The sequence below is a fragment of the Pontibacter arcticus genome, from assembly GCF_003284895.1.
GTDB lineage: Bacteria > Bacteroidota > Bacteroidia > Cytophagales > Hymenobacteraceae > Pontibacter > Pontibacter arcticus.
This window is the reverse complement of record NZ_QMDV01000004.1, coordinates 439,052-462,527: the sequence shown is the minus strand read 5'-3', so window position 1 is coordinate 462,527 and position 23,476 is coordinate 439,052. Positions and strand designations below refer to the sequence as shown.

Below are 23,476 nucleotides of genomic sequence, written 5' to 3'. Positions count from 1 at the left end.
TCCAATAAGATGAAAAAATTAACCTTTTTAGCAGCAGCTATTTTCACGATATCAGCTACGTTCGCACAATCAACTACTACAAGTATAAATACTAAAAATGCAGCTGCACTTGCTGCTGACCAAAATAAAAAGGGAGGAAAAGTAGAAGTCGCTGCCAGCGCTTCCCATACTTCCGAAACCCACTTAACTGCCACCGAAGCTAACGCAAACGGAAAAGCCACAGCTGAGGCAGCGAAATCAAAAGAGAAAGCCCCGAAACGAAACAATACAAAAGACAAGGCTCCGAAAGATAACCATGGCCAGGCAGTGGCCGAAGTAGCGCACCAGCAACAAACAGCTGTGACCGTAGCAGAAAACCATGGACGGGCAGTAGCAGAAGCTGCGCACAAAGCAACTGCGGAGGTAACTACTACTGCTGGCGAAACACTGGAAACAAGCCATAAAGCAGCAAACGAATCGGCCCGTAAAACAAAGGCTGCACTGAAGGCAGAAACAAAAGAAGCTAAGAACAACAGCAAAGCCGCCGTTGCTGCAACACGCGAAACAGAAGCATCATTAGTTACCGATGCAAATGCAGACGTACAAGCCGGAAACCAGACTGCTGTTAAAGCAAAACAACAGGTTGATACAGAAGTTAAAGGCCAGGTAAAAGCTGCAGAAACACACGGAGTTGCTGTAACAGTGGTAGCTCAAAGCACGCAGGGCCAGGAAGTGAAAGAAGTAGCTACTTCCAAGCGCAGAAGCAACAAGCCTGCCGATATAACTACGGATGGAAATGCGGAAGCTAACGTGAAGGTAAGAAGCAACATCCTGAAAGGTGGTGCATCGCGTTCTGCCGGCGCCAATCGTGCTGCAGGTGCTGTTCAGGCAACTACTTCAGGTGCGCGCACAAATGCAAAAGGCACAGTGAATGGTGTCGGTAAGTCTGTTAAAACCATAACCAACGGTGCTTCTGCACGCCCTGTACAAGTGGGCGGCGCTGTAAAAGTAGGTACCAAGATCAAAGTAGGTAACTAATCTAACCCCACTCACCCTAAACTCAGTTCGGCAGCCTGGCGTTAGCGCACAGGCTGCCGGCTTTTTGCCTATGAAGCTGTCAAAAAAACACCTTATCGGATTAATAGGGTTACTCGTAGCTCCTGCCCTGTCGTTTGCCGCGCCATCGTTACTACCCATTGATGCAATTGTAAGCACAGATACTACAAAAGTAAAAAAAGGCTGGTGGACTGTTGGAGCCGAAGTAGCTAACAACTCTTCTTTCTTTGGCCGGAACACAGCTGTGCGCTTTCCGTATGCGGCGGCTTCGCTAACCTATCTACACCGTACAGGCCTTTGGGCATCTGTTACTTCCTATAAGCTGTTCGATACAGCGGGTTATGTAGACGAAACAGACCTCTCGGTAGGGTACGCTACTAAAATCAGCGACCTGGTTGAAGTAAACCTGAGCTATTCCCGCTTTATCTTCGGGGAAAATACGCCGCTGGTAAAAGCAGCAACGTCTAATGCCACCTCTGCCAAAGCTGCCCTGGATTGGGGTATACTTTACACCGGATTCACAACCAGTTATATATTCGGCGAAAGCCACGATATTTTTACTGTACTGGAAAACTCCAGGTTTATTCCGCTTAACCCGCTCTGGAACGGAAAGCACGTGATCGGGCTGGACCCCAAAGTATCGGTAACAGCAGGTACGCAACGCTTCTACGAAACCCATACCACCACTACAGGCGGCGGCTCAACCGGCGGCAAGCCCGGCAAAGGAAAATTACTTCCCGGAGTACTTGCTCCTCCCGGTTCCGGTAGCACCACCACCACTACCACCGAGGTTGTCAGCAAGTTCAAGGTCCTTAATTATGAATTAAAATTACCGGTAGTCATGTACTGGGGAAACTTTGAACTGGAACCAGCTTACCGCTATTCGATTCCGGTAAACAAGATAGAGGGCGATAATTCGGAAGCACAATCATTCTATTCGTTTAACATCAGCTATACTTTTTAATACCTTTATTATCTAAAGCTTATACCCATGCATATACTGATTGTAGAAGATGAAAAAAGCCTGGCTTCTGAACTGGTGCACTTTTTAACGAAAGAGCATTATTGCTGCGATACGGCTTATACTGGGAAAGAAGCCTCAGAAAAAATCGCAGTTAACCGTTATGACTTTATACTGCTTGACCTCGGGCTGCCAGATTACAACGGCCTCGACCTGTTAAGAGAAGCCATGCAACTGGAACAACAGCCGGGCATTATCATACTTACTGCGCGTGGGGCCGTGGAAGACCGGATAGAGGGGTTAAGGCTCGGGGCCGACGATTATCTTCCGAAGCCGTTTTCGCTTCTGGAACTGCAGATGCGCATGCAGGCCATTGTGCGCCGTAAATTCAATATCAGTTCGTCTTTGCTGACACTGCATGGCCTGGAACTGGATAGTAACGGCAGGCGCGTAAATTTCGAACAGACAGAAATACAACTTACAAAAAAAGAGTTTGATTTGCTGCACTACCTCCTATTGCATAAAAACCGGATCCTGACGCGCCTGCAGTTAACCGAGCATATCTGGGGAAACATCCTGGAGGATGACTATGACTCCAATTACATTGATGTTCATATTAAAAACCTGCGTAAAAAACTGGCTCCGTTTATACCCAACGATTGGCTGGAAACTGTACGGGGCGTAGGTTACAGGTTAACTGTATAACATGAAGCTGCAATCCAAGCTTACACTTTTCAGTGCGGTTTCCAAGATCATAACCTTACTGCTTCTGATTTTCTTGCTCCCTGCCCTTATCAATCGCGTTGCCCTGCATAATACAGATAAGCGGCTGCTCGAGAAAAAGGAGCAGGTTTTTGACATTATCCAGGAAAAGGGAATCCAGTATTTTATAAACACTGAGACAGATATGTATGGCAGCTACAACCTCCTGAAAGAAGAATTTATATCGCTGGAGCCCATTGACGCTTCGCAGATTGATAACAGGATTGATAACAGCTACCGCAAAGTGGAAGGCGATACGTTGGAGTACAGGGTTCTGAGCCTGGCATTTGCAGTGGAAGGCGGTACCTATCTGCTGGAAATTGGCCGCAGCCTGGCCACTATCCGCGAAACCAGCGACACCATGCAACGCTACGCGTCCTATTTTCTGGTGGCCATTGTCCTGATCACTGTCTTTATAGACTTGGCTTTTATAAAAGTGCTTCTGCACCCGCTTACCCTTATTATCCGGCGGCTGCAGCAAATAAGCCATCCCGAAACCTTTAAACCTGAGGAGCTTTCGACCTCTACCAGCGACTTTGTTTACCTGAATACCACCATCAATAGCATGATGATGCAGATGCAGGAAGCTTTCCTGAAGGAAAAAGAATTTATAGGCAACGTGTCGCATGAGCTGTTAACACCGGTCACCATTTTACAGACCCGCCTCGAAAACCTGCTGACAGACCCGGCGCTCCCTGAAGAAATGCTTGTTAAAATGGTGGAAAGCCAGCGTACACTGCACCGCCTTAAAAGTATCATCCAGGCGCTGCTTCTGATCTCCCGTATCGAGAATGAGCAATACCTGCGCAATGAAAAAGTAAGTATAGAGGCGCTGGCGCACGAGGTGGCTGAAGAAGTAACAGAGCGCATAGAAGCAAAACGCCTTACCCTGGATTTGGCGATAGCCGAAGATTTAACCTGTACAGCAAATTACTCGCTTCTCTTTACCATGCTGTTTAACGTGGTAAACAATGCCATAAAGTATAACAGGCCAGGCGGCGCTGTGACCATAACAGGCAGCTTTACCGAAGCAGGCTATCAATTAACTGTTACCGATACCGGCGTAGGCATCCCCGAAACACAACTGCCACACATTTTCAGCCGGTTTAAGCGGCTGCATGCCCCCGACGGCGTCAGCCATGGGTTAGGCCTGCCGATTGTCGAAACGGTAGCCCGGTTTCACAACATACAACTAAGCATACAATCCCGGCCTGATCAGGGTACAAGCTTTTCATTTTTATTTCCGCAGGAATTTTATGTTCAACCTAAAGTATAAACAGCGCCACAGCGAGAGGCAACTTAATTAAACCGCTCCGGCACATGTCTATCTTCCTTTTACAGTTAAAAGCTAAAAAAACAAACACATGCAACTAATCGACAAACTGGCCTGGATCCAACTACAGGATGGCAAAATACTAAGTACACGCAGCAGAGACAGAACCAAATACTACATACCAGGTGGTAAGCGCGAAGCAGGCGAAAATGATTTCGAAGCACTGTCAAGAGAGATCAGCGAGGAGCTTAGTGTAAACCTCATCAAAGAAAGTATAACCCTGGCAGGCATCTTTGTGGCGCAGGCAGATAACCATCCAGAAGGCACTTTGGTACGCATGACGTGCTATACAGGAAATTATACCGGCACCATGGCCCCTGCCAACGAAATTGAAGAAATAGTGTGGCTTACGTACCAGGATAGAACACGGATCTCGGCTGTAGACCAGCTTATATTCGACTGGCTGAGAAAAAAAGCGCTGCTTTCTTAACTACTCAGTTAGTTTTACCATTGTAATGTATACTTGCTAACTTGCCAGCCAATTTATACTTCCTCCACATGAGCAAACAAACCACTTATACGCCCATTACCCACGAGGCCTTCAGCCAGTACCTCAATAGCCACATCAGCCTGGAAGAGCTCATCGAAAAGCTCCGCTACATTGAACAGCTGCTGGTGGCCGACGACGAAGAAGAAACAGATAAAAGTGTCTGGTTCCGCTTTTTTGCCGGCGACACGCTAAAAACCACCATTTCTGACATCGAAAAAGAACTGGCCACGCCCAACCATCCGAATTACAACATTCTGCGGCAGGGAATCGCGTTCGGGCTGCAAACCGAAGAACTCGAAATACATTACGCCTAAGGATTTTCATACTTGCCGAGGTGTATTTCAGAAAGTATAAATCGCTTGATTTTTCCAGCTTATACTTTTGCCTTATCAACCTATCGCTAAAATCTTTATCTTGTTCTGACTTCTCAACTTCAGAGCATCACCAGATAGCAAATAATGTATACTTTATGAGCCAGTTTACGGTACAAAAACTTCGCGCGGCCTTTCCGGCCCTGCACGAAACAGCAACCAATAAGCCTTTTATTTACTTTGATGGCCCCGGCGGCACACAAATGGCACAGCAGGCGCTCGATGCGATGGTGGCCTACATTACCGGCGGCATGGCCAACCTCCACGGCGCCTTCCCGACAAGTATAAAAACAGATAATTTGCTGGAAGAAGCTAGAAAAGCGGTAGCCGATCTGCTGAACTGTGCGCCTGCTGAAGTTGCTTTCGGCCAGAACATGACCTCGCATGCCTTTGCTATTGCCCGTAGCCTGGGTACTCTTATAAAACCCGGAGACGAAATTGTGGTTACCGAACTCGACCACCGCGCCAACGTGGACCCCTGGGTTACCATGGCCAACGACAAAGGCGCTACCATTAAGTTTCTGGAAGTTGATCCGGCTACCTATACGTTAAACCTGGATAATCTGCACGAACTCATCACCGAAAAAACCAAACTGGTGGCAGTGGGCATGTCGTCGAACGTGATGGGTACGGTTACGCCCATCGAAAAAATAATTGCGCGCGCAAAAGAAGTAAATGCCATTGTAATTCTGGATGCCGTACACGCGGTACCTCACCTGCCAATCGATTTTAAAAAGCTGGGCTGCGATGTGTTGCTTTGCTCGGGGTACAAGTTCTTCGGGCCGCACATTGGTATTGCTGTTATTGCTGAAACACTGTTCGAAAAGCTGCCGGTTTACAAACTGCAGCCTGCTCCGCAAACCATCCCCGACAAACTGGAAACCGGCACCCAGAATCACGAAGCCATTGCCGGTTTAATTGGTGCCATCGCTTTTATAGCCGCACAGGGCGAAGGCGAAACCCGCCGGCAGCAACTCCGCTCCGGCATGCAGCGCATCGAGGCACACGAACTGCAGTTGGCCAACAGAATCGAATCTTTCCTGAGCCAGTTACCTGACGTTACCCTTTACCGTGCACCCGCCGGCCACCCCAAAACCCCGACTTTTGCGTTTACCGTTGCCGGTACAAATGCCCGCGACGTAACTACCTGGTTTGCCGAAAACCACAATATGTGCATCGCTGACGGCCACTTTTACGCCTCTACCATGGCCGAAAAACTGGGCGTGATCCCGATGGGCGGCTGGGTCAGGATTGGGCTGGCACCTTACAATACCCTGCAGGAAGTAGAGCAATTCGAGCAAGCTTTACAAGAATTTTTGGCAAACCGCAAAACCAACTAACAGCCCCAGGTTACAGCCTGATTTTTAAGTATAACTGCTGTTTTAAAAGTATAAACAAGTATACTTTCTGGTATTCTTCTGATGAAATTTTTGCTTTATACTTTAAAGTGAAGTATTTCTTCCTGTCGGATAAAGTGTATATTGGGCTACCAAATCTATATTACCGGCACGCTCCCTTAAAACACAACATTTATACATGAGTCAATTACTTATCAAAAACTTTTCTGACCTGGCCCAATACGAAGGAAAAGAAATGGGCATTTCTGCTTACCACACCATCACGCAGGAGCAGATAACTAAATTTGCCGATGCAACCCTGGATTACCAGTGGATACACCTGGATGCGGAGCGCGCCAAAACAGAATCCCAGTTTGGGGGCACCATTGCACACGGCTACCTTACCGTTTCGCTTTTGCCTTATTTGTGGTCGCAGATCGCTTTGATCGAAAACCTGAAAATGCAGGTAAATTACGAGATCGAGAGCCTGCGTTTTAACCAGGCCGTAGCCGTAAACAGTGACGTGCGCCTGCGTGCCAAACTACTTTCTGTAAAAGATCTGCGCGGTATCGCCAAAGCCCGCCTCGAAGTATCCCTTGAAATAAAAGACAGCAAAAAGCCCGCTTACACAGGTATCATCACGTTTCTGTATCATTTTAACAGTTAACAAACACTTCCCTTGCATTTAGCAGAAGTATAAACTGCTTCATACTTTGAAACCGCCTTTACCAGGGCGGTTTTTTTATTTCTATAGGTTGAGATTTCTGCTTAGGAATATAATTTATACTTCTGCGTTTGCCGTTGTTGGTGTTTTCACCAACAACTATACCTCTGCTACGGAGCTACAGCCTTACTGCTTGCTGGTGAAAACACGCAGCAAGGGCGACCTTATCCTTGATCATTTACCGGCTCCAAATTCCATACTTCCTAACCGAAGTATAAACCAAGATTTCAAAGCAATTACCGCCTTTCAAAGTATAAATTTCTCTCTGTGAAGGATAATATTCAAAACATAATACTAAATTTATTAGTATTAAAAAGCTAAATATATTAGTTTTTAATATATATTTGGCCTGTGTTAGCAATATCCCGAAACTATGAAAGAGATTTTCACCCTACCCGAAACCACATTAGCCTTCCCGTTTGAGGTCTTACCGCAACAGGCTTTGCAGGAACTGGAATTGCCCATGCTGCAGCCCTACATTGCAGCTGGTTTCCCCTCGCCTGCCGACGATTACCTGGAAGACCATGTGAACCTGCGCCAACTCCTGATCCGGAACCCTACCGCTACGTACCTGGTGCGTGTGCGCGGCAACTCTATGGAAGATGCCAACATTTACGACGAGGATATTCTGGTGGTAGACCGCTCGATAAAAGCCAGCGCAGGGCAAATCCTGATCGGCTCGGTGAACGGTGAATTTACCGTAAAACGGCTCGTTAGTAAGGACAACAAACTGTACCTGCAACCGGCAAACCAGGATTTCACGACTTTGGAGGTAACCGAGGACATGGATTTTAAAGCCTGGGGCGTGGTGATATGGGCGCTGCACCAAACAGCTAAAATAAAGTAAGTATGGCCGCTTTATATGCACTCGCAGACTGCAACAACTTTTACGTTTCCTGCGAACGGGTTTTTGCCCCGCACTTAGAAGGCAGGCCTGTAGTGGTACTTTCCAATAACGATGGCTGTGTTATTTCACGCTCCGCCGAAGCAAAAGCGCTGGGCATTAAAATGGGTGAACCAGAGTTTCTGATCAAAGACCAGATCAGGCAGCACAACATCCAAGTGTTCAGCAGCAATTATACCCTATACGGTGATATGTCGAGGCGCGTAATGGCCACCATGACACAGTTTGCTCCTGAAATGGAAGTATACTCGATTGATGAAGCTTTCCTGGATTTCAGCCACCTGAAGAACGACGATGTACTGAAGCACGCAACAAAATTACGCGAAACAGTAAAGTTATGGACCGGAATACCTGTATCGGTGGGCATCGCCCCTACTAAAACGCTGGCAAAGCTGGCGAACCGTCTCACTAAAGAAATTAAAGCTGATAACAAGGTGCTGCTCCTGCAGGATAAATATGAACTGAACGAAGCCTTAGCCAGAACCGAAGTAGGCGATGTATGGGGAATAGGTCGGCGTAACGCCCAGAAACTGGCCAGCTTCGGTATTTACACGGCCAAAGACCTGAGTTGCGCCTCCGATTCTTTTATCCGGAAACACCTGACAGTGGTGGGTTTGCGTACGGCCAAAGAACTGCGCGGCGAACCTTGCCTGGGACTCGAACTGATTACAGCTGCTAAGCAGAACATGTGTACGTCGCGTTCGTTTGGCAAACCTGTTACGTCTCTGGAGTTGCTGCACGAAGCCACGGCCAGTTACACAGCTACCTGCGCTGCTAAACTTCGCCGCCAGAAAAGCTGTGCCCGCGTGCTTACGGTTTTCCTGCAGGCCTATCCTTTCAAGAATGAACTGGCTTATTACAACAGCAAAACAATCACACTCCCAACCGCTACCAACAGCACGCTGGAACTGCTGCATTATACCGCACTTGCCCTGAAACCGCTGTTCCGGGAAGGCTATCGCTATAAAAAAACGGGCGTTATACTTTCAGAATTAAACCACGAACAAACTACCCAAACGTCTTTTCTGGATACCGTAGACCGTGCCAAGCACCAGCGCCTTATGGAAGTAATGGATAAAGTGAACGGCCTGTGGGGCAAACAAACGCTTATTGCGGCAGCACAAGGTGTTTACGATCCCAAAAAGCAACAAAATCCGTGGCTGATGAAAAGTATGAAAATGTCGCCGCGCTACACCACTCACCCCGCCGAAATGCTGTGTGTGCAAGTGTGAAAATTGACAAAAGACAATTTGACAAAGGACGAAAGATTGTAATAATTCAGTTTCTGCAGAAGCTAAAGTATTGCCTGAAACATCGTAACAGCTCAGGTCACACTTCGTCTACCAGAAAAGTCCTGTGTCTTTTGTCTGATAGTCCTTTGTCAAAAAAAGTGATACTTAAAAAACTAAAACGATGAAAGCAGAAGAGTTTTTAAAAGGACGCGGCGCACAGTATAACCCTGCCAACCCGTACCTGAAACAGGAATATGTAGCCGAGCACATCGAAGGGCTGGACGAGCCGATGCTTTCCAATACCAGAACGGAGTTTTTTACCGAGCATCCGAAGAAGATCGTAAACAACGTGGATAGCCCGGATCTGGGACTGGCCTACTCCATGAACCCCTACCAGGGCTGCGAACACGGTTGTATTTATTGCTACGCGCGCAACTCGCATCAGTACTGGGGCTTTGGAGCCGGCCTCGATTTTGAACGCAAGATCATCGTAAAAGAAAATGCACCCGAAGTACTGGCCCGCCAACTCGAAAACCCGAACTGGAAAGTGATGCCCATTATGCTGGCCGGCAACACGGATTGCTACCAACCCATCGAGGCGAAGAAAAAACTGACGCGCCGCATGCTGGAAGTGCTGCTGCAATACCGTCACCCGGTTAGTATTATCACTAAAAACGCACTTATACTTCGAGACCTCGACCTGCTGCAGGAGCTAAATAAACTGGACCTGGTACACATAAATATCAGCATCACGACGCTGGACGAAAAGCTGCGCCAGAAACTGGAACCGCGCACTGCCTCGGCTGCCAAACGACTGGATGTGGTAAAACAACTTTCCGCTGCCGGGCTGGATGTAAACGTGATGGTGGCGCCTATTATTCCGGGGTTGAACGATTCGGAAATTCCGCAGATTATAAAACAGGCTGCGGAAGCCGGTGCCTGCAGTGCCGCTTATACGATTGTAAGGTTAAATGGCAGCATCGGTCCTATTTTTGAAGACTGGATTCGAGAGGCTTTTCCGGACAAGGCAGAGAAAGTACTGAAGCAGATCGCGGACTGCCACGGCGGAAAACTGAGCGACAGCCGGTTTGGAACGCGCATGCACGGAGAAGGAAAATTTGCCGACACGATTTCCAAACTTTTTAAGATGAGCAAGCAAAAGTATATGCCCAACCGCAGCAGCCGGCCGTATAACCTCACACATTTCTGCACCAAAGCCGGCAAGCAACTGGGTTTATTTTAGAATTGAGGGCTAAGGCCACGTACATGCGTAGTCTGAAGCATTAGCGTAGGTTGAGCATGCATTGTATTAAGTATAATTATTCTTCCAAGTATATTTCGTTGTCTACTATAACTTGATGTTCGGGAAAGAACTTTTGCAAGTCGAATAAGATCACTTCTTCATTTAAGTCCTTATGAACAATTTCAAGTTTTGGTTCTGTTAATTCATTACCGTTTTCATCAATTATATTCCAACAGAGCCATTTCACTAAGAAAGTGTTACCAGTTTTTTCGTCTTCTTGCTCAATAGGCTCTTTTATAATGCTTACTTGAACCCCTTTTTGCTTTTCTTGTAGATCATGTAACGCTTCTTGTATTTTGAGTAGCAAAGGTGATTCAGAAACTTTTTCCATGCTTTTTATTATTTTAAAAACTGACAACTGCTAAAGTATAAATGAAAGGTAACGGGAAATTTACACGGTTGTCCGCCGGAATCTCTTCATCTTTGCAGGAAACCCTTCCCCTATCTATGAAAAAAGAAAACATACTTGCGCTGGCGTTTGCTTTGATGAGTTTAACGGCCTGTAACACAAACGAGCGCCAGACCACAGAAGCAACGCAGCAAACACAAGAACAACTTACTTTCCGGAACAAAAATATTAGCCGCCAGTCTGCTAACTGTGCCCAACGGCCGGATGCCTGTGGCTCTGTTTCGATTGCTTATATAGTAGCAACCGGCGGCCCGGAGGAGCTTCGGAATAACCTGAACAGCACTCTGCAAAAACACCTGCTGGCCCTGCTCCTGGATAATAACCCCGACGCCGATACAACTGCACGATCAAATGCTGCCGAGATAGTAGCTACTACATTTATAGAGCAGTACGAAACCTACGCGAAAGAAGAAACTTCCGAAATACCACGCCCCTGGGACCTGAAAGTAGAAGTAAAACCAATCTATCAAACCCAAAAAGTTATTACCATACGCACGGACACCTATTCTTATACGGGCGGCGCTCACGGGCTTTCTGTTGTCAGTTTACGAAGCTTCGACCAGACCGGGCAGCAGATCAGCCGCCAGCAGATGCTGACGGATACCACACAGCTAAAGAAACTGGCCGAACAAGAGATCAGAAAGCTAAGAGAAATACCAGCCACCCAGACATTGCAGGAAGGGGGCTTTTTTATAGAAGGAAATGATTTGCCGCTTCCTCAAAATGCCGCCCTCACAGATAAAGGATTGCTTTTGTACTATAATCCCTACGAAATAGCATCTTATGCCGATGGCCCTACGGAAATGCTGTTCACGTACCAACAACTGGGAGAAATCTTAAAACCAGCTTACCGGCCATAACCCTCATATATAAAAAAGAAAGGGAAGCAGGTGTAATACCTGCTTCCCTTTCTTTTTTAAGCTGGCTACTTAAAGTGCGCCTTTTATTTTATCCATTAAGCCGCCGTCTGCAGCGCCTGTCATCTGCTCTGTCTGGGCGTGGCCTCGTGGGTCTGGTGGTCCCAGCATTGGCTCATCGCCGAACGGTTTGGCAGGGTCGAACGTGAATTCGCCTTTGCCGTCCATTGATTGGCCAGCCGACCAGCGCCCTTGTGCCTGCGTGTTGCCATCTATACTTGTGGAGATAAACGAGTAGCTGAACTGCTGATGTTCTTCGCTTTGCGGGAAGCTATTCGGAATCGGGTGCATGCCTTTCAGACCGCCTAATTCTTCCAGCACAGCCAGCCACTGGTTTTGGTGCATGGTATCGCGGGCAATCAGGAAGGCCAGCATATCTTTCATACCGGCGTCATCGGTAGCCTCCCATAGGCGCGTTGCCAATACGCGGCCCGTAGATTCGGCCATTACGTTGGCGTACATATCAGCTGCAATATTGCCACTGCCCACAACCCAGGAGCCATTAAACGGATTGCCGTTGGCATCCACAGCCATGGCAGCAAGGCCCGAAGAAAGTACGTGTCTCGGGTTCATGCCGCCCATCACAGCACCGATCACTTTATCTTTGGTCATTTCTTCCTGCAACGAAAGCGGCGCGCCTTCCAGGTTAAGTGCTACAGCTGTGGCCAGCATCTCGATATGGGATATTTCTTCAGTACCGGTTTCCAGTAACATATCGCGGTATTTAACAGGGCCACGTGCGCCCCATGCCTGGAAAAGGTACTGCAAACACACTCTGATCTCGCCCTCTATACCGCCAATCGCCTGCTGCAACATATTGGCAAATACCGGGTTGGGCTTGTCTACTCTTACTTTGTATTGAAGTTTGTTATCGTGGTAGAACATAGTAGCTTTATTTAATGAAACATAGAAAATCTGTACGCTATCATCCACTTAATGTTATAACTTAATGAATAATTTTTAGGATTAAAATAACAAAGTATTTATATAGTCAGATTTTTGAAAGTTTATAGCAGCACATACAGAAACCAGCACATAGCACCAGGAATTTATACTATCTTTAGAAAAGCGCAAGTATAAAGTAGGTTCGCTTTGTTGCAACCTCCGTTGTGTTTCCCAGTATGTAATCAGACTGAAAATTAAAATAGCCGCCACCTATGCAATTCGGACAAGACATTATTCCTGAAAACTGGCTGGAAGTACAGGCAGCCTTGTTTGGCAATAGCTGGAACGATAAGATAAACCGCTTCCGGTCTAACTTTGTATACCGGGGTACCTGGAGCAAGGATTTTGAACTGAACACAAGTATAAGCCGGTTGGGTAGCCAGTATGATGTGCTGGAACCGCATATCCTGCGTAACTTCCGGAAGTATGCCCACAGCAATACCACGCAGGGCGATTCTGTGTGGAACTGGCTGGCCATTGCGCAGCACCACGGCCTGCCCACCCGCCTCCTCGACTGGACCTACTCCCCGCTGGTGGCGCTGCACTTTGCAACCCAGGACCTGGACAAGTATAACGAAGACGGTGTGGTATGGTGCATTAATTATGTTAAATCCGGGGAGCATCTCCCTTCCGCGCTTAAAAGTGTGTTAGAAGAAGAAGGCTCGAATGTATTTACCCCTGAAATGTTGCAACCCGTAAGCCCAACTTTAAAAGCACTCAGCAGTTTTCAGGAGAAAGAGTTCGTGCTGTTTCTGGAGCCGCCTTCTATTGATAACCGCATTGTGCACCAGTATGCGCTTTTCTCGCTTATGTCGAATGTAAAGGCGGAGATGAGCAACTGGTTGAAACAGCACAAAGAACTATACTACCGGGTGATTATTCCGGCCTCGCTCAAATGGGAGATACGCGATAAACTTGATCAGGCAAACATCACGGAACGTGTGCTCACGCCAGGTTTATCGGGCCTCAGTGCCTGGCTTAAACGCCACTACACACATCAGCAAAGTATAAAAGAAGACCCAGCCCTGTAGTTATACTTGAACGGAAAGCGCGAAAAGGCATACCTATACTTACTTCATTTTGTATGAAAAAAAGTAGTATATTAGGCTATACCTATTTATACTTCGTGCTGATGAATCTGTGCCGATCGTTTCGATTTAAAACCACATCCGGGTCGCTTTTTATACTTTCGGTGCTATTGGCAGGTGCAACTTCCTGCCGCCAAGAGCCGGAAAACCAGTTGGCGGCCGCAGCAAATCCGCAACAAAATCAGGTGGAGCTAACTACTGCGCCCGATTCGGTAGTTAAACCTGCCGAAACCAAAGCATGGGCCTACCCTGGTCCGGAACCTTTGCCGGGCGCCATACTTCCGCAGAAAAGAATTATCGCTTTTTACGGCAATCCTTTATCCAGGAGGATGGGGATTTTAGGTGAATTGCCTCCTGCTGAAATGCTGGCAAAACTAGATGAAGAAGTAGCCAACTGGACCAAAGCCGATTCGCTTACGCCGGTGCAACCTGCCCTGCATGCGATTGTAGTAACCGCACAAAGCAAACCGGGCCGTGGCAGCAAATACAGGCTCCGCATGACCGATAAAATGATAGACGATGTGCTGGAACTGGCTAAACAGCGCGAGGCGATCGTTTTCCTGGATGTGCAGGTGGGCCAGAGCACATTGCAGTTGGAACTCCCCAGGCTCGAAAAATACCTGAAACTGCCACATGTACATTTAGGAATTGATGCGGAATTTTCGATGAAAAACGGTGGCATTCCTGGTCGGCGGGTAGGCACATTTGATGCTGTGGATATTAACTTTGCTACAGATTATCTGGCAAAACTGGTAACAGAAAACAACTTGCCTCCCAAACTCCTGATTGTACACCGGTTTACGCAACGTATGATCACCAACCACCAGCAAATTACGCTCAGGCCCGAAGTACAAATAGTGATGCACATGGACGGCTGGGGCCATCCTGCCCTAAAAAAAGACACCTACCGCCGCTATATCCAGAAAGAGCCCGTGCAGTTTACAGGCTTTAAGCTGTTCTACAAAAACGACCTGCGCAACAGCCCCCGCATGATGACGCCTGCCGAAATACTGGCACTCGAACCAACGCCACTTTATATTCAATACCAATAAGGGCTGTTACGCGTATGCTAACCTGTGTGCTTCTGATGCAGCTCCGCCTTCTTTTATAGTATGAAACGCACCGGTTAAACGTTACAAAACGCCTTGTTGTGTATCGAAAGCCTGCACGTTATTATGCCATAAAATGATTATCTTCGCATCAAATTTCAGAAATTCTTGTTACGAAAGTATGACATTTATAACAGCAGAACCATATAAGCCTGTCAACCATATCCGTATCGTTACAGCCGCTTCTTTATTCGACGGGCACGATGCAGCCATCAACATCATGCGCCGCATTATACAGGCCTCGGGTGCAGAGGTAATTCACCTGGGCCATAACCGCTCGGTGCAGGAAATAGTAGATTGTGCCATTCAGGAAGATGCTCAGGCAATTGCCATCACATCTTACCAGGGCGGCCACATCGAGTACTTCAAGTACATGTATGATCTGCTGAACGAGCGCGGCTGCGGCCATGTGCGTTTATTCGGCGGTGGCGGTGGCGTTATACTTCCAACCGAAATCGAAGAACTGCACGGCTACGGTATTACCCGCATTTACTCCCCGGACGATGGACGTGCGATGGGCCTGCAGGGTATGATCAACGACATGCTCCAGAAATGCGACTTCCCGACGGGCCAGAACCTGAACGGCGAAGCCAAGCATCTGAAGGATAAAGATCCAAAATCCATAGCGCGCCTGATCTCGGCAGCCGAAAACTTTCCGGAAGAATCCGGCGCCATACTTGCTGAAGTAAAAGCACAGGCAGAACTTGCAAACACACCGGTACTGGGTATAACCGGTACAGGTGGTGCCGGTAAATCATCGTTGGTAGATGAGTTGGTACGCCGCTTCCTGATCGATTTCCCGGAAAAGAAAATTGCCATTATTTCCGTAGACCCATCGAAGCGTAAAACCGGCGGTGCGTTGCTGGGCGATAGAATACGCATGAACTCGATCGCGAATGAACGGGTATACATGCGCTCGCTGGCCACACGCCAAAGCAACCTGGCCCTGAGCAAGTATGTACAGGATGCCGTGGATATTGTAAAAGCCGCTGATTTTGACCTGATCGTATTAGAAACGTCTGGTATCGGCCAGTCTGATACCGAGATTATTGAGCACTCAGATGCCAGCCTGTATGTGATGACGCCGGAATACGGTGCTGCCACACAGCTCGAGAAGATCGACATGCTGGATTTTGCCGATGTGATTGCCCTGAACAAATTTGACAAGCGTGGCGCCCTGGATGCCCTGCGTGATGTAAAAAAACAATACAAGCGCAACCACCAGCTTTGGGATGTAAACGACGATGAGATCCCGGTTTTCGGAACGATCGCTTCGCAGTTTAACGACCCGGGCATGAACCAGTTGTACCGTGCCGTTATCGCGAAGATCACCGAGAAAACAGGCATAGCGTTCGATTCTAACCTCCTGACTTCAAAAGAGATGTCAGAGAAAGTATACATCATCCCTCCTGCCCGTACACGTTACCTTTCCGAGATTGCCGAAACCATCCGCAGCTACGATAAATGGGGCCGCGACCAGGCAGAAGTTGCCCAGAAACTGTACGGTATCAGAAAGTCTATTGAGGCAGTTGAAAGTATAGAAATTGCCGACAAAGACCGCCTGGTGAAGCAACTGCAGGAAGCATACGCAGAAGTAGAACTGAGCCTCGACGGACAAAACAAAAAGATACTCGAGAACTGGAAAGACAAGGTGCAGGCTTACAAAAATGAGTTCTACATCTTTAAAGTGCGCGACAAAGAACTAAAGATCAAGACACATACCGAGTCGCTTTCGCATCTTCAGATTCCGAAGGTAGCTACACCACGCTATGAGGCCTGGGGCGATCTGTTAAAGTGGAATCTGCAGGAAAACGTACCAGGTGAGTTCCCTTACACAGCAGGTGTGTTCCCGTTCAAGCGCGAAGGCGAAGACCCGACCCGTATGTTTGCAGGCGAAGGCGGACCGGAACGTACCAACCGTCGTTTCCATTATGTAAGTTTAGGCATGCCAGCCAAGCGCCTTTCTACGGCTTTTGACTCAGTAACACTTTACGGCGAAGACCCGGATTTCCGTCCGGATATTTATGGCAAGATTGGTAACGCAGGTGTAAGTATAAGCTGCCTGGATGATGCCAAAAAGTTATACTCCGGCTTTAACCTTGCTGACCCGATGACGTCGGTTTCCATGACGATCAACGGTCCGGCTGCTATCCTGACCGGCTTCTTCATGAACGCCGCCATTGATCAGCAGTGTGAATTATACATCCGTGAAAATGGCCTGGAAGATGAGATCAACCAGAAAATAGAAGCGATTTACAAAGAAAAAGGCGCCACGCGGCCAAGTTACCAGGGCGAGTTACCGAAAGGCAACGATGGCTTGGGCTTGATGCTGTTAGGTGTAACCGGCGACCAGGTATTGCCTGCCGAAGTATACGAACCAATCAAAATCCGCACGCTGGCTTCAGTAAGAGGTACCGTGCAGGCCGATATCCTGAAAGAAGACCAGGCACAGAATACCTGCATTTTCTCTACGGAGTTCTCGCTGCGTTTAATGGGCGATGTGCAGCAGTATTTCATCGATAAGAACATCCGTAATTTCTACTCGGTTTCTATATCGGGTTACCACATTGCGGAGGCGGGTGCCAACCCAATTTCGCAGTTGGCCTTTACGCTTGCCAATGGCTTTACTTTTGTAGAGTACTACGTGAGCCGCGGCATGGATATCAACAAATTTGCGCCGAACCTGAGCTTCTTCTTTTCCAACGGCATCGATCCGGAATATGCGGTTATTGGCCGTGTGGCCCGTAAGATCTGGGCAAAAGCGATGAAGCAGAAGTATAACGCCGATGCGCGTTCGCAGATGTTAAAGTACCATATCCAGACATCCGGCCGCTCGCTGCACGCACAGGAAATCGACTTCAACGATATCCGTACCACGTTGCAGGCGCTTTACGCTATTTACGACAACTGTAACTCGCTGCATACCAACGCTTACGACGAAGCTATTACCACACCAACCGAAGCATCGGTGCGCAGAGCAATGGCAATTCAGCTGATCATTAACCGTGAGTTAGGCCTAGCTAAAAACGAAAATCCGTTGCAGGGTTCATTTATCATCGAAGAACTGACAGACCTGGTGGAAGAAGCCGTATTGCTGGAGTTTGATCGTATTACAGAGCGTGGCGGCGTGTTGGGTGCCATGGAAACGATGTACCAGCGCGGCAAAATTCAGGAGGAAAGTTTATACTATGAAACCCTGAAGCACACCGGCGAATACCCGATCATTGGTGTAAACACGTTCCTGTCTTCTACAGGCTCGCCAACAGTTGTACCGCAGGAAGTTATCCGCGCTACCGAAGAAGAAAAGCAATACCAGATCACGATGCTACAGGCCCTGCACCAGCACAACGCAGATAAATCTGATGCCATGCTGAAACGTATTCAGCAGGTGGCGATCAACAACGGTAACATTTTCGAGGAGATGATGGAAACCGTGAAGTTCTGCTCGCTTGGCCAGATCACGAATGCCTTGTTTGAAGTAGGCGGCCAGTACCGCAGAAACATGTAATTATACTTTAACCTGTTATTGAAAAGCCGGACTAACCTCCGGCTTTTTGCTTTTACAGCAAATCACAAAATAGTTTAAAACCACATTATACTTCCAACGTAGACAGGACAAACAAAACCAGAAAGAAATGAAGTTACCACTAGCCCTCTTCGGAACTGCATGTTTAATAGTTGGCGCTGCAGCTTATATTTACATGACCTATGCTTACAGAGAGCAGGATGCCTCGATAGATTTGCTAGGCGAAGACGAAACGCAATATTTATAGAACCCGCCAAGTATAAACATACAAAAGCGCCCTGTACAAACATATGTACAGGGCGCTTTTGGTTTAGGCTTTTACAGATTGGGCTACAGGTAATAATCCCCTGTCGCTTCGGGCTGGAACAACACTTTTACAACCTTATAATGGATAGTACCGGAAGGTACGGGCCACTCCACCACATCGCCTTCCTTGCAACCAAGTATAGCAGTGCCAACCGGCGCAAGTATAGAAATACGGCGGCTCTGGATATCTGCATCTTTCGGGTATACCAGCGTAATCTCAATCTCAGTTCCTTTGTCCAGGTCCTTTAACAGTACCCTGGAGTTCATGGTGATCACATCTGATGGGATTTCTTCGGAAGCAACGCGCTTGGCCCGCTTCAGTTCTTCGCCCAGTTTTGAAAGCGAAGGAGCATTTCCATTGGATTGACGCTGTACCTGGCTAAGGTCAACAAGGCGCTTGTAATCCAGCTCGGTTAAATAAATGGTATTCATATCAGTTAAGTACATAGTTTTGGCTTAAGGTACCTGTTGCAGAGTTTTTAGAGAAGTATAACTCTTGGAAACTAAGCGTTTTGCCCTGCTCCACTCTCCGGAAAATTTTATCCGGTGTAATATCATCCTGCGATGCAAAACCACAAGCTTCCATTACTTCGATGGTTGATTTAATTGTATTGCGGTGGAAGTTTGCCACACGCACGCGTTTATCAGCCACATCCAAACCGCTGTACAAACTCTTATCCTGGGTTGCAATACCAACAGGGCAACGGCCAGAATCGCACTGCAACGCTTGTATACAACCAAGGGCAAACATCATTCCGCGCGCACTGTAGCAGAAATCAGCACCTAGGGCTATACTTTTGATAATGTCTACACCGGTAATAATCTTGCCTGCCGCCGCAATTTTAATTTCTTTACGCAGGTTATACTTTTCCAGTGTATTGTTTACAAAAGCCAGCGCATCAAACAAAGGCATCCCTAAACTATCTGTAAACTCTAGTGGCGCAGCTCCTGTACCGCCTTCAGCTCCATCAATGGTAATAAAGTCCGGCCAGATCTGGTTATGCATCATTTCCTGGCACAGGCGCACAAATTCCTGCTTGTTACCAATACAAAGTTTTATCCCGATGGGCTTTCCGTTAGATAAAAGGCGCAGCTTCTCAATAAACAACAGCATCGTAAACTGATCCGTGAAAGCGGAGTGGCCCGGAGGCGACGAAACCGTTGTAAAAGGCTCTACTTTACGGATAGCCGCAATCTCCAGGGTATTTTTAGCAGCCGGAAGTATACCGCCGTGGCCTGGCTTCGCTCCCTGCGACAGCTTAATTTCCACCATCTTGATGTTCGGGTGGGCTACCTGCTCAGCAAACAATTCTCCAGAAAAGCTGCCATCTTTTGCGCGGCAACCAAAATAACCTGTACCAATTTGCCAGATCAAATCACCACCGCCTTCAATATGGAACGGGCTGACGCCGCCTTCGCCGGTATTATGCGCAAACCCGCCAAGTTTGGCTCCGCCGCTGAGTGCCGTAACCGCTGTTTTGCTGAGCGAGCCGTAACTCATGGCAGAAATATTATAGATACTGGCGCTATAGGGCTGGCTGCAACGGCTACTGCCAACGGTTACGCGCAGGTCTTCGTCTTTTATATGTACCGGGAACATGCTGTGGGCCATCCACTCAAAGCCTGTTTCCTGGCTGTTGGCCTGCATCCCGAAGGGTACCGTTTCGCGCACATTTTTAGCACGCTGGTACACAATAGAACGCTGGCGTCGGCTGAAAGGCTTGCCATCCAGATCAGACTCGAAGAAATACTGACGCAGTTCCGGGCGTATACTTTCAAAAAGATAGCGTAAGTGCCCCAAAACCGGGTAGTTACGCAGTATGGAATGCTTGCCCTGCCGGATATCCTTGAAATACAGAACGTGCAGCGGAATAAGTACCACCAACGCCCAGGCCGCCCGCGGCTCGACAATTAGAAGCGATATGATAACCAGATACGCTGCATAAAAAGTATATGCAAGCGTTTGCCTAACACTGATGTTAGTTGCCATAGCTGAGAAAAAATGTAAGTTTATTAAATAGAGATTTTGCTGATGCAGGCTTTGTTTCCAGAACAACCTATACTTTAGTAAAGCATGTTTGGTGGTTCTGGCTTACTTGTTAAAGTCTTTCGGAGCAGAGAAAAAGTACAGGCAATAACCGTTCAGCGCGTCACTGAGAGAGACGTGGTGCGAGGCTGCTACAAACCCTGAAAGGGAAGTGCAGGCTACGGAAGCGTGTATGTTTTGTAAGTATGGTTGCACAGATGGCTGAATTACAAGGCAAAGGTAAATCTTTCTTTTCGAAATAACCTATACTTACGATGCGTAAATACAGGCCTGCGTTAGCGTACGTTTGCTGCGGCACTGCAGTTACCACAAACTCCAGGCCATTTGTAACCTGAAGCGGTCTTTTTCTGTTCAGCACATTTTACGTAGCTTTGTAACGTACAAGCACCGTACTAAATCAATCGTGTATAGCGCCGTTAGGTGCCAAACTTATTTCTATGGAATTAAAGACAATTCAGGACAAGATCAGCTACATTATTGGCCGCGACATGGCTGCTAATTTATACAAGCAAGGTATAGAAGTTGATGCGGAGCCATTTATGCAGGGCTTCAAAGAGATTTTAGAAGGCAAAGCCTCTACCCTTTCTCAGGAAGATGTGCAGCAGGCCATGATGGCGTTACAGCAGGAAATGGGCCAGAAACAAAGCGCCAGAACGGCACAGAATAAAAAAGCCGGCGAAGATTTCCTGGCTGAAAACAAAAACAAAGAGGGCGTAAAAACATTGCCAAGCGGCCTGCAATACCAGGTGCTGCAGGAAGGTAACGGCAAATCGCCATCTGCAAAAGACAGCGTAACCACACATTACCACGGCACCCTGATCGATGGCACTGTGTTCGACTCGTCGTATGAGCGTGGCCAACCAGCTACTTTCCCGGTTAACGGCGTAATTGCCGGCTGGACAGAAGCTTTACAGTTAATGAAAGAAGGCGCTAAATGGCGACTGTTCATCCCATCAAACCTGGCATATGGCTCGCAAGGCGCAGGCGATGTGATCGGACCGGATGCAGCCCTTGTTTTTGACGTTGAACTGATCTCGGTTAACTAATCAGAAGCACAAAAAACTATTTGAACGGGACCTTTGGTATGTATACTAAAGGTCCCGTTTTTGTTTGGTTTATACGTTGGGCTGGTATAAAGTATAAATCCCGGGAAAGAGTCCTTTATATGTTGTATGCTTTCACCATCCCGAACAAAACAACACAGGAACCGTTGAGTAGATAGTTATTTTCTCTCACTAAAAAGTTCAGATATATGGCTACAGACCCTCACGAAGGCAGTAAATTCTTAGAAAGCGTTCACCAGTTTTTTGATCATGCTGCCAGCTTTTCAAGGTTAGACCCCGGTATACTGGCACAAATAAAAGCATGCAACAGCGTGTACAAAATTTCTTTTCCTGTTGAGGTGGATGGCAAGATAGAAGTATTCGAAGGCATCCGGGTACAGCACAGCCAGCACAAATTACCCTCCAAAGGTGGTATCCGGTTTAGCATGCAGGTAGATGAGGACGAAGTAAAAGCGCTTGCCACCCTGATGACCTTTAAATGTGCCGTGGTAGATGTGCCTTTTGGCGGTGCGAAAGGCGGCGTTAAAATTAATCCCCGCACCTCTTCGGTTAAAACACTCGAAAAAGTTACCCGCCGCTATGCAGCCGAACTTATAAAGAAAAACCTGATCGGCCCGGCAACAGATGTTCCGGCTCCGGATTACGGCACAGGCAGCCGCGAAATGGCCTGGATAGCCGATACGTATCAGGCTTTAAAATATGGCGAAACCAATGCGCTGGGTTGCGTAACAGGTAAACCTGTAGGCCAGGGCGGTATCAGAGGGCGAGCCGATGCGACAGGACTTGGCGTATACTTTGGCATACGCGAAGCACTAGCGGATACAGACCTCCTGAAAGATACGGGCATAACAGGCACCACCCTGCAGGGCAAGCGCATTATTGTGCAGGGCCTTGGTAACGTGGGCTATCATTCTGCGGCCTATTGCCAGCAGGATGGCGCTTTGATTATCGGCATCGCCGAGCGTGAGGGCGGTATTTATAACCCGGACGGCATTGATGTAGCAGAAGCTTTCAAGCATCGCACCGAAACAGGCTCCATTCTGAACTTCGCGAACAGCCGGAACATCGAGAATTCACTGGATTTGCTGGAAATGGAATGTGATATCCTGATACCGGCCGCACTCGAAAACCAGATAAACGACCAGAACGCAGCTAACATCAAAGCTAAAATAGTAGCGGAAGGAGCCAACGGACCTGTAACCCGAGAAGCCGAGCAGGTTTTGCTAAGCAATGGCATTATCGTAATTCCGGATTTGTACTTAAACGCCGGTGGCGTTACCGTATCTTATTTTGAGTGGCTTAAAAACCTGTCGAATGTGCGTTTTGGCAGAATGGGCAAACGTGCCGAAGAAGCCAGCTACCGTAAACTGGTAGATGCCATCGAACTAACATCCGGTAAAAGTATAACAGCCCAGGAGCGAGCTCTGTTAACGCAAGGCGCTGATGAAGTTGACCTGGTACGTTCCGGATTAGAGGATACGATGATCAATGCGTATCATGAAATTAGGAATGTGATGCGCCAGAAAAATATCTCAGACATGAGAACAGCAGCCTTCCTGCTGGCCATCGAGAAGATCGGGGTGAGTTACGAATCGCTGGGAATATTTCCGTAA

24 protein-coding genes are annotated in these 23,476 nt (G+C 47.7%); 19 read left to right on the top strand and 5 right to left on the bottom strand.

Annotation, left to right across the window (positions count from 1 at the left end; genetic code table 11):
* The first annotated feature begins 9 nt into the window (after positions 1 to 9).
* From DP923_RS14840 to DP923_RS14785, 12 genes are all read left to right on the top strand, one after another.
* Entirely contained in the window at positions 10 to 1,017 is a 1,008-nt protein-coding gene (locus DP923_RS14840; RefSeq protein ID WP_112306635.1) for a hypothetical protein, read from the top strand.
* A gap of 70 nt (positions 1,018 to 1,087) precedes the next feature.
* A complete protein-coding gene (locus tag DP923_RS14835; protein ID WP_112306634.1) occupies positions 1,088 to 1,999 on the top strand; it encodes a hypothetical protein in 912 nt (303 codons plus the stop codon).
* Between the two features lie 27 nt (positions 2,000 to 2,026).
* Positions 2,027 to 2,701 (top strand): response regulator transcription factor, encoded by a 675-nt coding sequence (locus DP923_RS14830; RefSeq protein WP_112306633.1) that lies wholly within the window; start codon positions 2,027 to 2,029, stop codon positions 2,699 to 2,701.
* 1 nt (position 2,702) lies between these two features.
* Positions 2,703 to 4,034 carry a sensor histidine kinase gene (locus DP923_RS14825; protein ID WP_112306632.1) on the top strand — a complete coding sequence of 444 codons (1,332 nt, stop codon included), beginning with the start codon at positions 2,703 to 2,705 and terminating at the stop codon, positions 4,032 to 4,034.
* An 88-nt stretch (positions 4,035 to 4,122) separates the two neighbouring features.
* Positions 4,123 to 4,521, top strand: coding sequence for an NUDIX hydrolase (locus tag DP923_RS14820; RefSeq protein WP_112306631.1), 399 nt, complete (start codon positions 4,123 to 4,125; stop codon positions 4,519 to 4,521).
* Between the two features lie 68 nt (positions 4,522 to 4,589).
* Entirely contained in the window at positions 4,590 to 4,895 is a 306-nt protein-coding gene (locus DP923_RS14815; protein ID WP_112306630.1) for a hypothetical protein, read from the top strand.
* 155 nt (positions 4,896 to 5,050) lie between these two features.
* Complete coding sequence (locus DP923_RS14810; RefSeq protein ID WP_112306629.1) at positions 5,051 to 6,292, top strand: cysteine desulfurase-like protein; 1,242 nt, start codon at positions 5,051 to 5,053, stop codon at positions 6,290 to 6,292.
* Positions 6,293 to 6,488: 196 nt separating this feature from the next.
* Positions 6,489 to 6,956: a MaoC family dehydratase gene (locus DP923_RS14805; RefSeq protein WP_112306628.1), complete on the top strand. Its 468-nt coding sequence runs from the start codon at positions 6,489 to 6,491 to the stop codon at positions 6,954 to 6,956.
* A gap of 88 nt (positions 6,957 to 7,044) precedes the next feature.
* Positions 7,045 to 7,284, top strand: coding sequence for a hypothetical protein (locus tag DP923_RS14800; RefSeq protein WP_112306627.1), 240 nt, complete (start codon positions 7,045 to 7,047; stop codon positions 7,282 to 7,284).
* A gap of 102 nt (positions 7,285 to 7,386) precedes the next feature.
* On the top strand, positions 7,387 to 7,860 hold the full coding sequence (locus DP923_RS14795; RefSeq protein WP_112306626.1) for a LexA family protein: 474 nt from the start codon (positions 7,387 to 7,389) through the stop codon (positions 7,858 to 7,860).
* A gap of 2 nt (positions 7,861 to 7,862) precedes the next feature.
* Entirely contained in the window at positions 7,863 to 9,149 is a 1,287-nt protein-coding gene (locus tag DP923_RS14790) for a Y-family DNA polymerase (protein ID WP_112306625.1), read from the top strand.
* 181 nt (positions 9,150 to 9,330) lie between these two features.
* Positions 9,331 to 10,392, top strand: a complete 1,062-nt coding sequence (locus DP923_RS14785; RefSeq protein WP_112306624.1) for a PA0069 family radical SAM protein — start codon at positions 9,331 to 9,333, stop codon at positions 10,390 to 10,392.
* Between the two features lie 76 nt (positions 10,393 to 10,468).
* On the opposite strand, the gene DP923_RS14780 is transcribed toward DP923_RS14785, so the two are convergent.
* Positions 10,469 to 10,783, bottom strand: coding sequence for a hypothetical protein (locus DP923_RS14780; protein ID WP_112306623.1), 315 nt, complete (start codon positions 10,781 to 10,783; stop codon positions 10,469 to 10,471).
* A 116-nt stretch (positions 10,784 to 10,899) separates the two neighbouring features.
* Between DP923_RS14780 and DP923_RS14775 the strand changes: the two genes are divergently transcribed.
* Positions 10,900 to 11,721, top strand: coding sequence for a DUF3298 and DUF4163 domain-containing protein (locus DP923_RS14775; protein WP_165838208.1), 822 nt, complete (start codon positions 10,900 to 10,902; stop codon positions 11,719 to 11,721).
* 69 nt (positions 11,722 to 11,790) lie between these two features.
* Here DP923_RS14775 and DP923_RS14770 read toward each other — a convergent pair whose 3' ends face one another.
* Positions 11,791 to 12,663: a manganese catalase family protein gene (locus tag DP923_RS14770; protein ID WP_112306734.1), complete on the bottom strand. Its 873-nt coding sequence runs from the start codon at positions 12,661 to 12,663 to the stop codon at positions 11,791 to 11,793.
* A gap of 272 nt (positions 12,664 to 12,935) precedes the next feature.
* On the opposite strand from DP923_RS14770, the gene DP923_RS14765 reads away from it, so the two are divergent.
* The 4 genes from DP923_RS14765 (at position 12,936) to DP923_RS16745 (ending at position 18,693) form a co-directional block, all read left to right on the top strand.
* Positions 12,936 to 13,754 carry an FRG domain-containing protein gene (locus DP923_RS14765; protein WP_112306621.1) on the top strand — a complete coding sequence of 273 codons (819 nt, stop codon included), beginning with the start codon at positions 12,936 to 12,938 and terminating at the stop codon, positions 13,752 to 13,754.
* 53 nt (positions 13,755 to 13,807) lie between these two features.
* Positions 13,808 to 14,863, top strand: a complete 1,056-nt coding sequence (locus tag DP923_RS14760) for a hypothetical protein (protein ID WP_239021052.1) — start codon at positions 13,808 to 13,810, stop codon at positions 14,861 to 14,863.
* Positions 14,864 to 15,041: 178 nt separating this feature from the next.
* Positions 15,042 to 18,428 (top strand): methylmalonyl-CoA mutase family protein, encoded by a 3,387-nt coding sequence (locus tag DP923_RS14755; protein ID WP_112306620.1) that lies wholly within the window; start codon positions 15,042 to 15,044, stop codon positions 18,426 to 18,428.
* 127 nt (positions 18,429 to 18,555) lie between these two features.
* Entirely contained in the window at positions 18,556 to 18,693 is a 138-nt protein-coding gene (locus tag DP923_RS16745; RefSeq protein WP_165838207.1) for a hypothetical protein, read from the top strand.
* A gap of 83 nt (positions 18,694 to 18,776) precedes the next feature.
* On the opposite strand, the gene rnk is transcribed toward DP923_RS16745, so the two are convergent.
* The 3 genes from rnk to DP923_RS14740 all read right to left on the bottom strand — a co-directional run bounded on the left by rnk (position 18,777) and on the right by DP923_RS14740 (position 21,157).
* Positions 18,777 to 19,184: a nucleoside diphosphate kinase regulator gene (rnk, locus tag DP923_RS14750; protein WP_112306732.1), complete on the bottom strand. Its 408-nt coding sequence runs from the start codon at positions 19,182 to 19,184 to the stop codon at positions 18,777 to 18,779.
* Between the two features lies 1 nt (position 19,185).
* The gene (locus DP923_RS14745; RefSeq protein WP_112306731.1) at positions 19,186 to 20,742 is read right to left on the bottom strand and encodes an FMN-binding glutamate synthase family protein; all 1,557 of its coding nucleotides are present in this window, start codon (positions 20,740 to 20,742) and stop codon (positions 19,186 to 19,188) included.
* Between the two features lie 160 nt (positions 20,743 to 20,902).
* Positions 20,903 to 21,157, bottom strand: a complete 255-nt coding sequence (locus DP923_RS14740) for a hypothetical protein (protein WP_112306619.1) — start codon at positions 21,155 to 21,157, stop codon at positions 20,903 to 20,905.
* 79 nt (positions 21,158 to 21,236) lie between these two features.
* Between DP923_RS14740 and DP923_RS14735 the strand changes: the two genes are divergently transcribed.
* Both DP923_RS14735 and DP923_RS14730 read left to right on the top strand, forming a co-directional pair.
* Positions 21,237 to 21,845 (top strand): FKBP-type peptidyl-prolyl cis-trans isomerase, encoded by a 609-nt coding sequence (locus DP923_RS14735; protein WP_112306618.1) that lies wholly within the window; start codon positions 21,237 to 21,239, stop codon positions 21,843 to 21,845.
* A 206-nt stretch (positions 21,846 to 22,051) separates the two neighbouring features.
* Positions 22,052 to 23,476 carry a Glu/Leu/Phe/Val family dehydrogenase gene (locus tag DP923_RS14730; protein WP_112306617.1) on the top strand — a complete coding sequence of 475 codons (1,425 nt, stop codon included), beginning with the start codon at positions 22,052 to 22,054 and terminating at the stop codon, positions 23,474 to 23,476.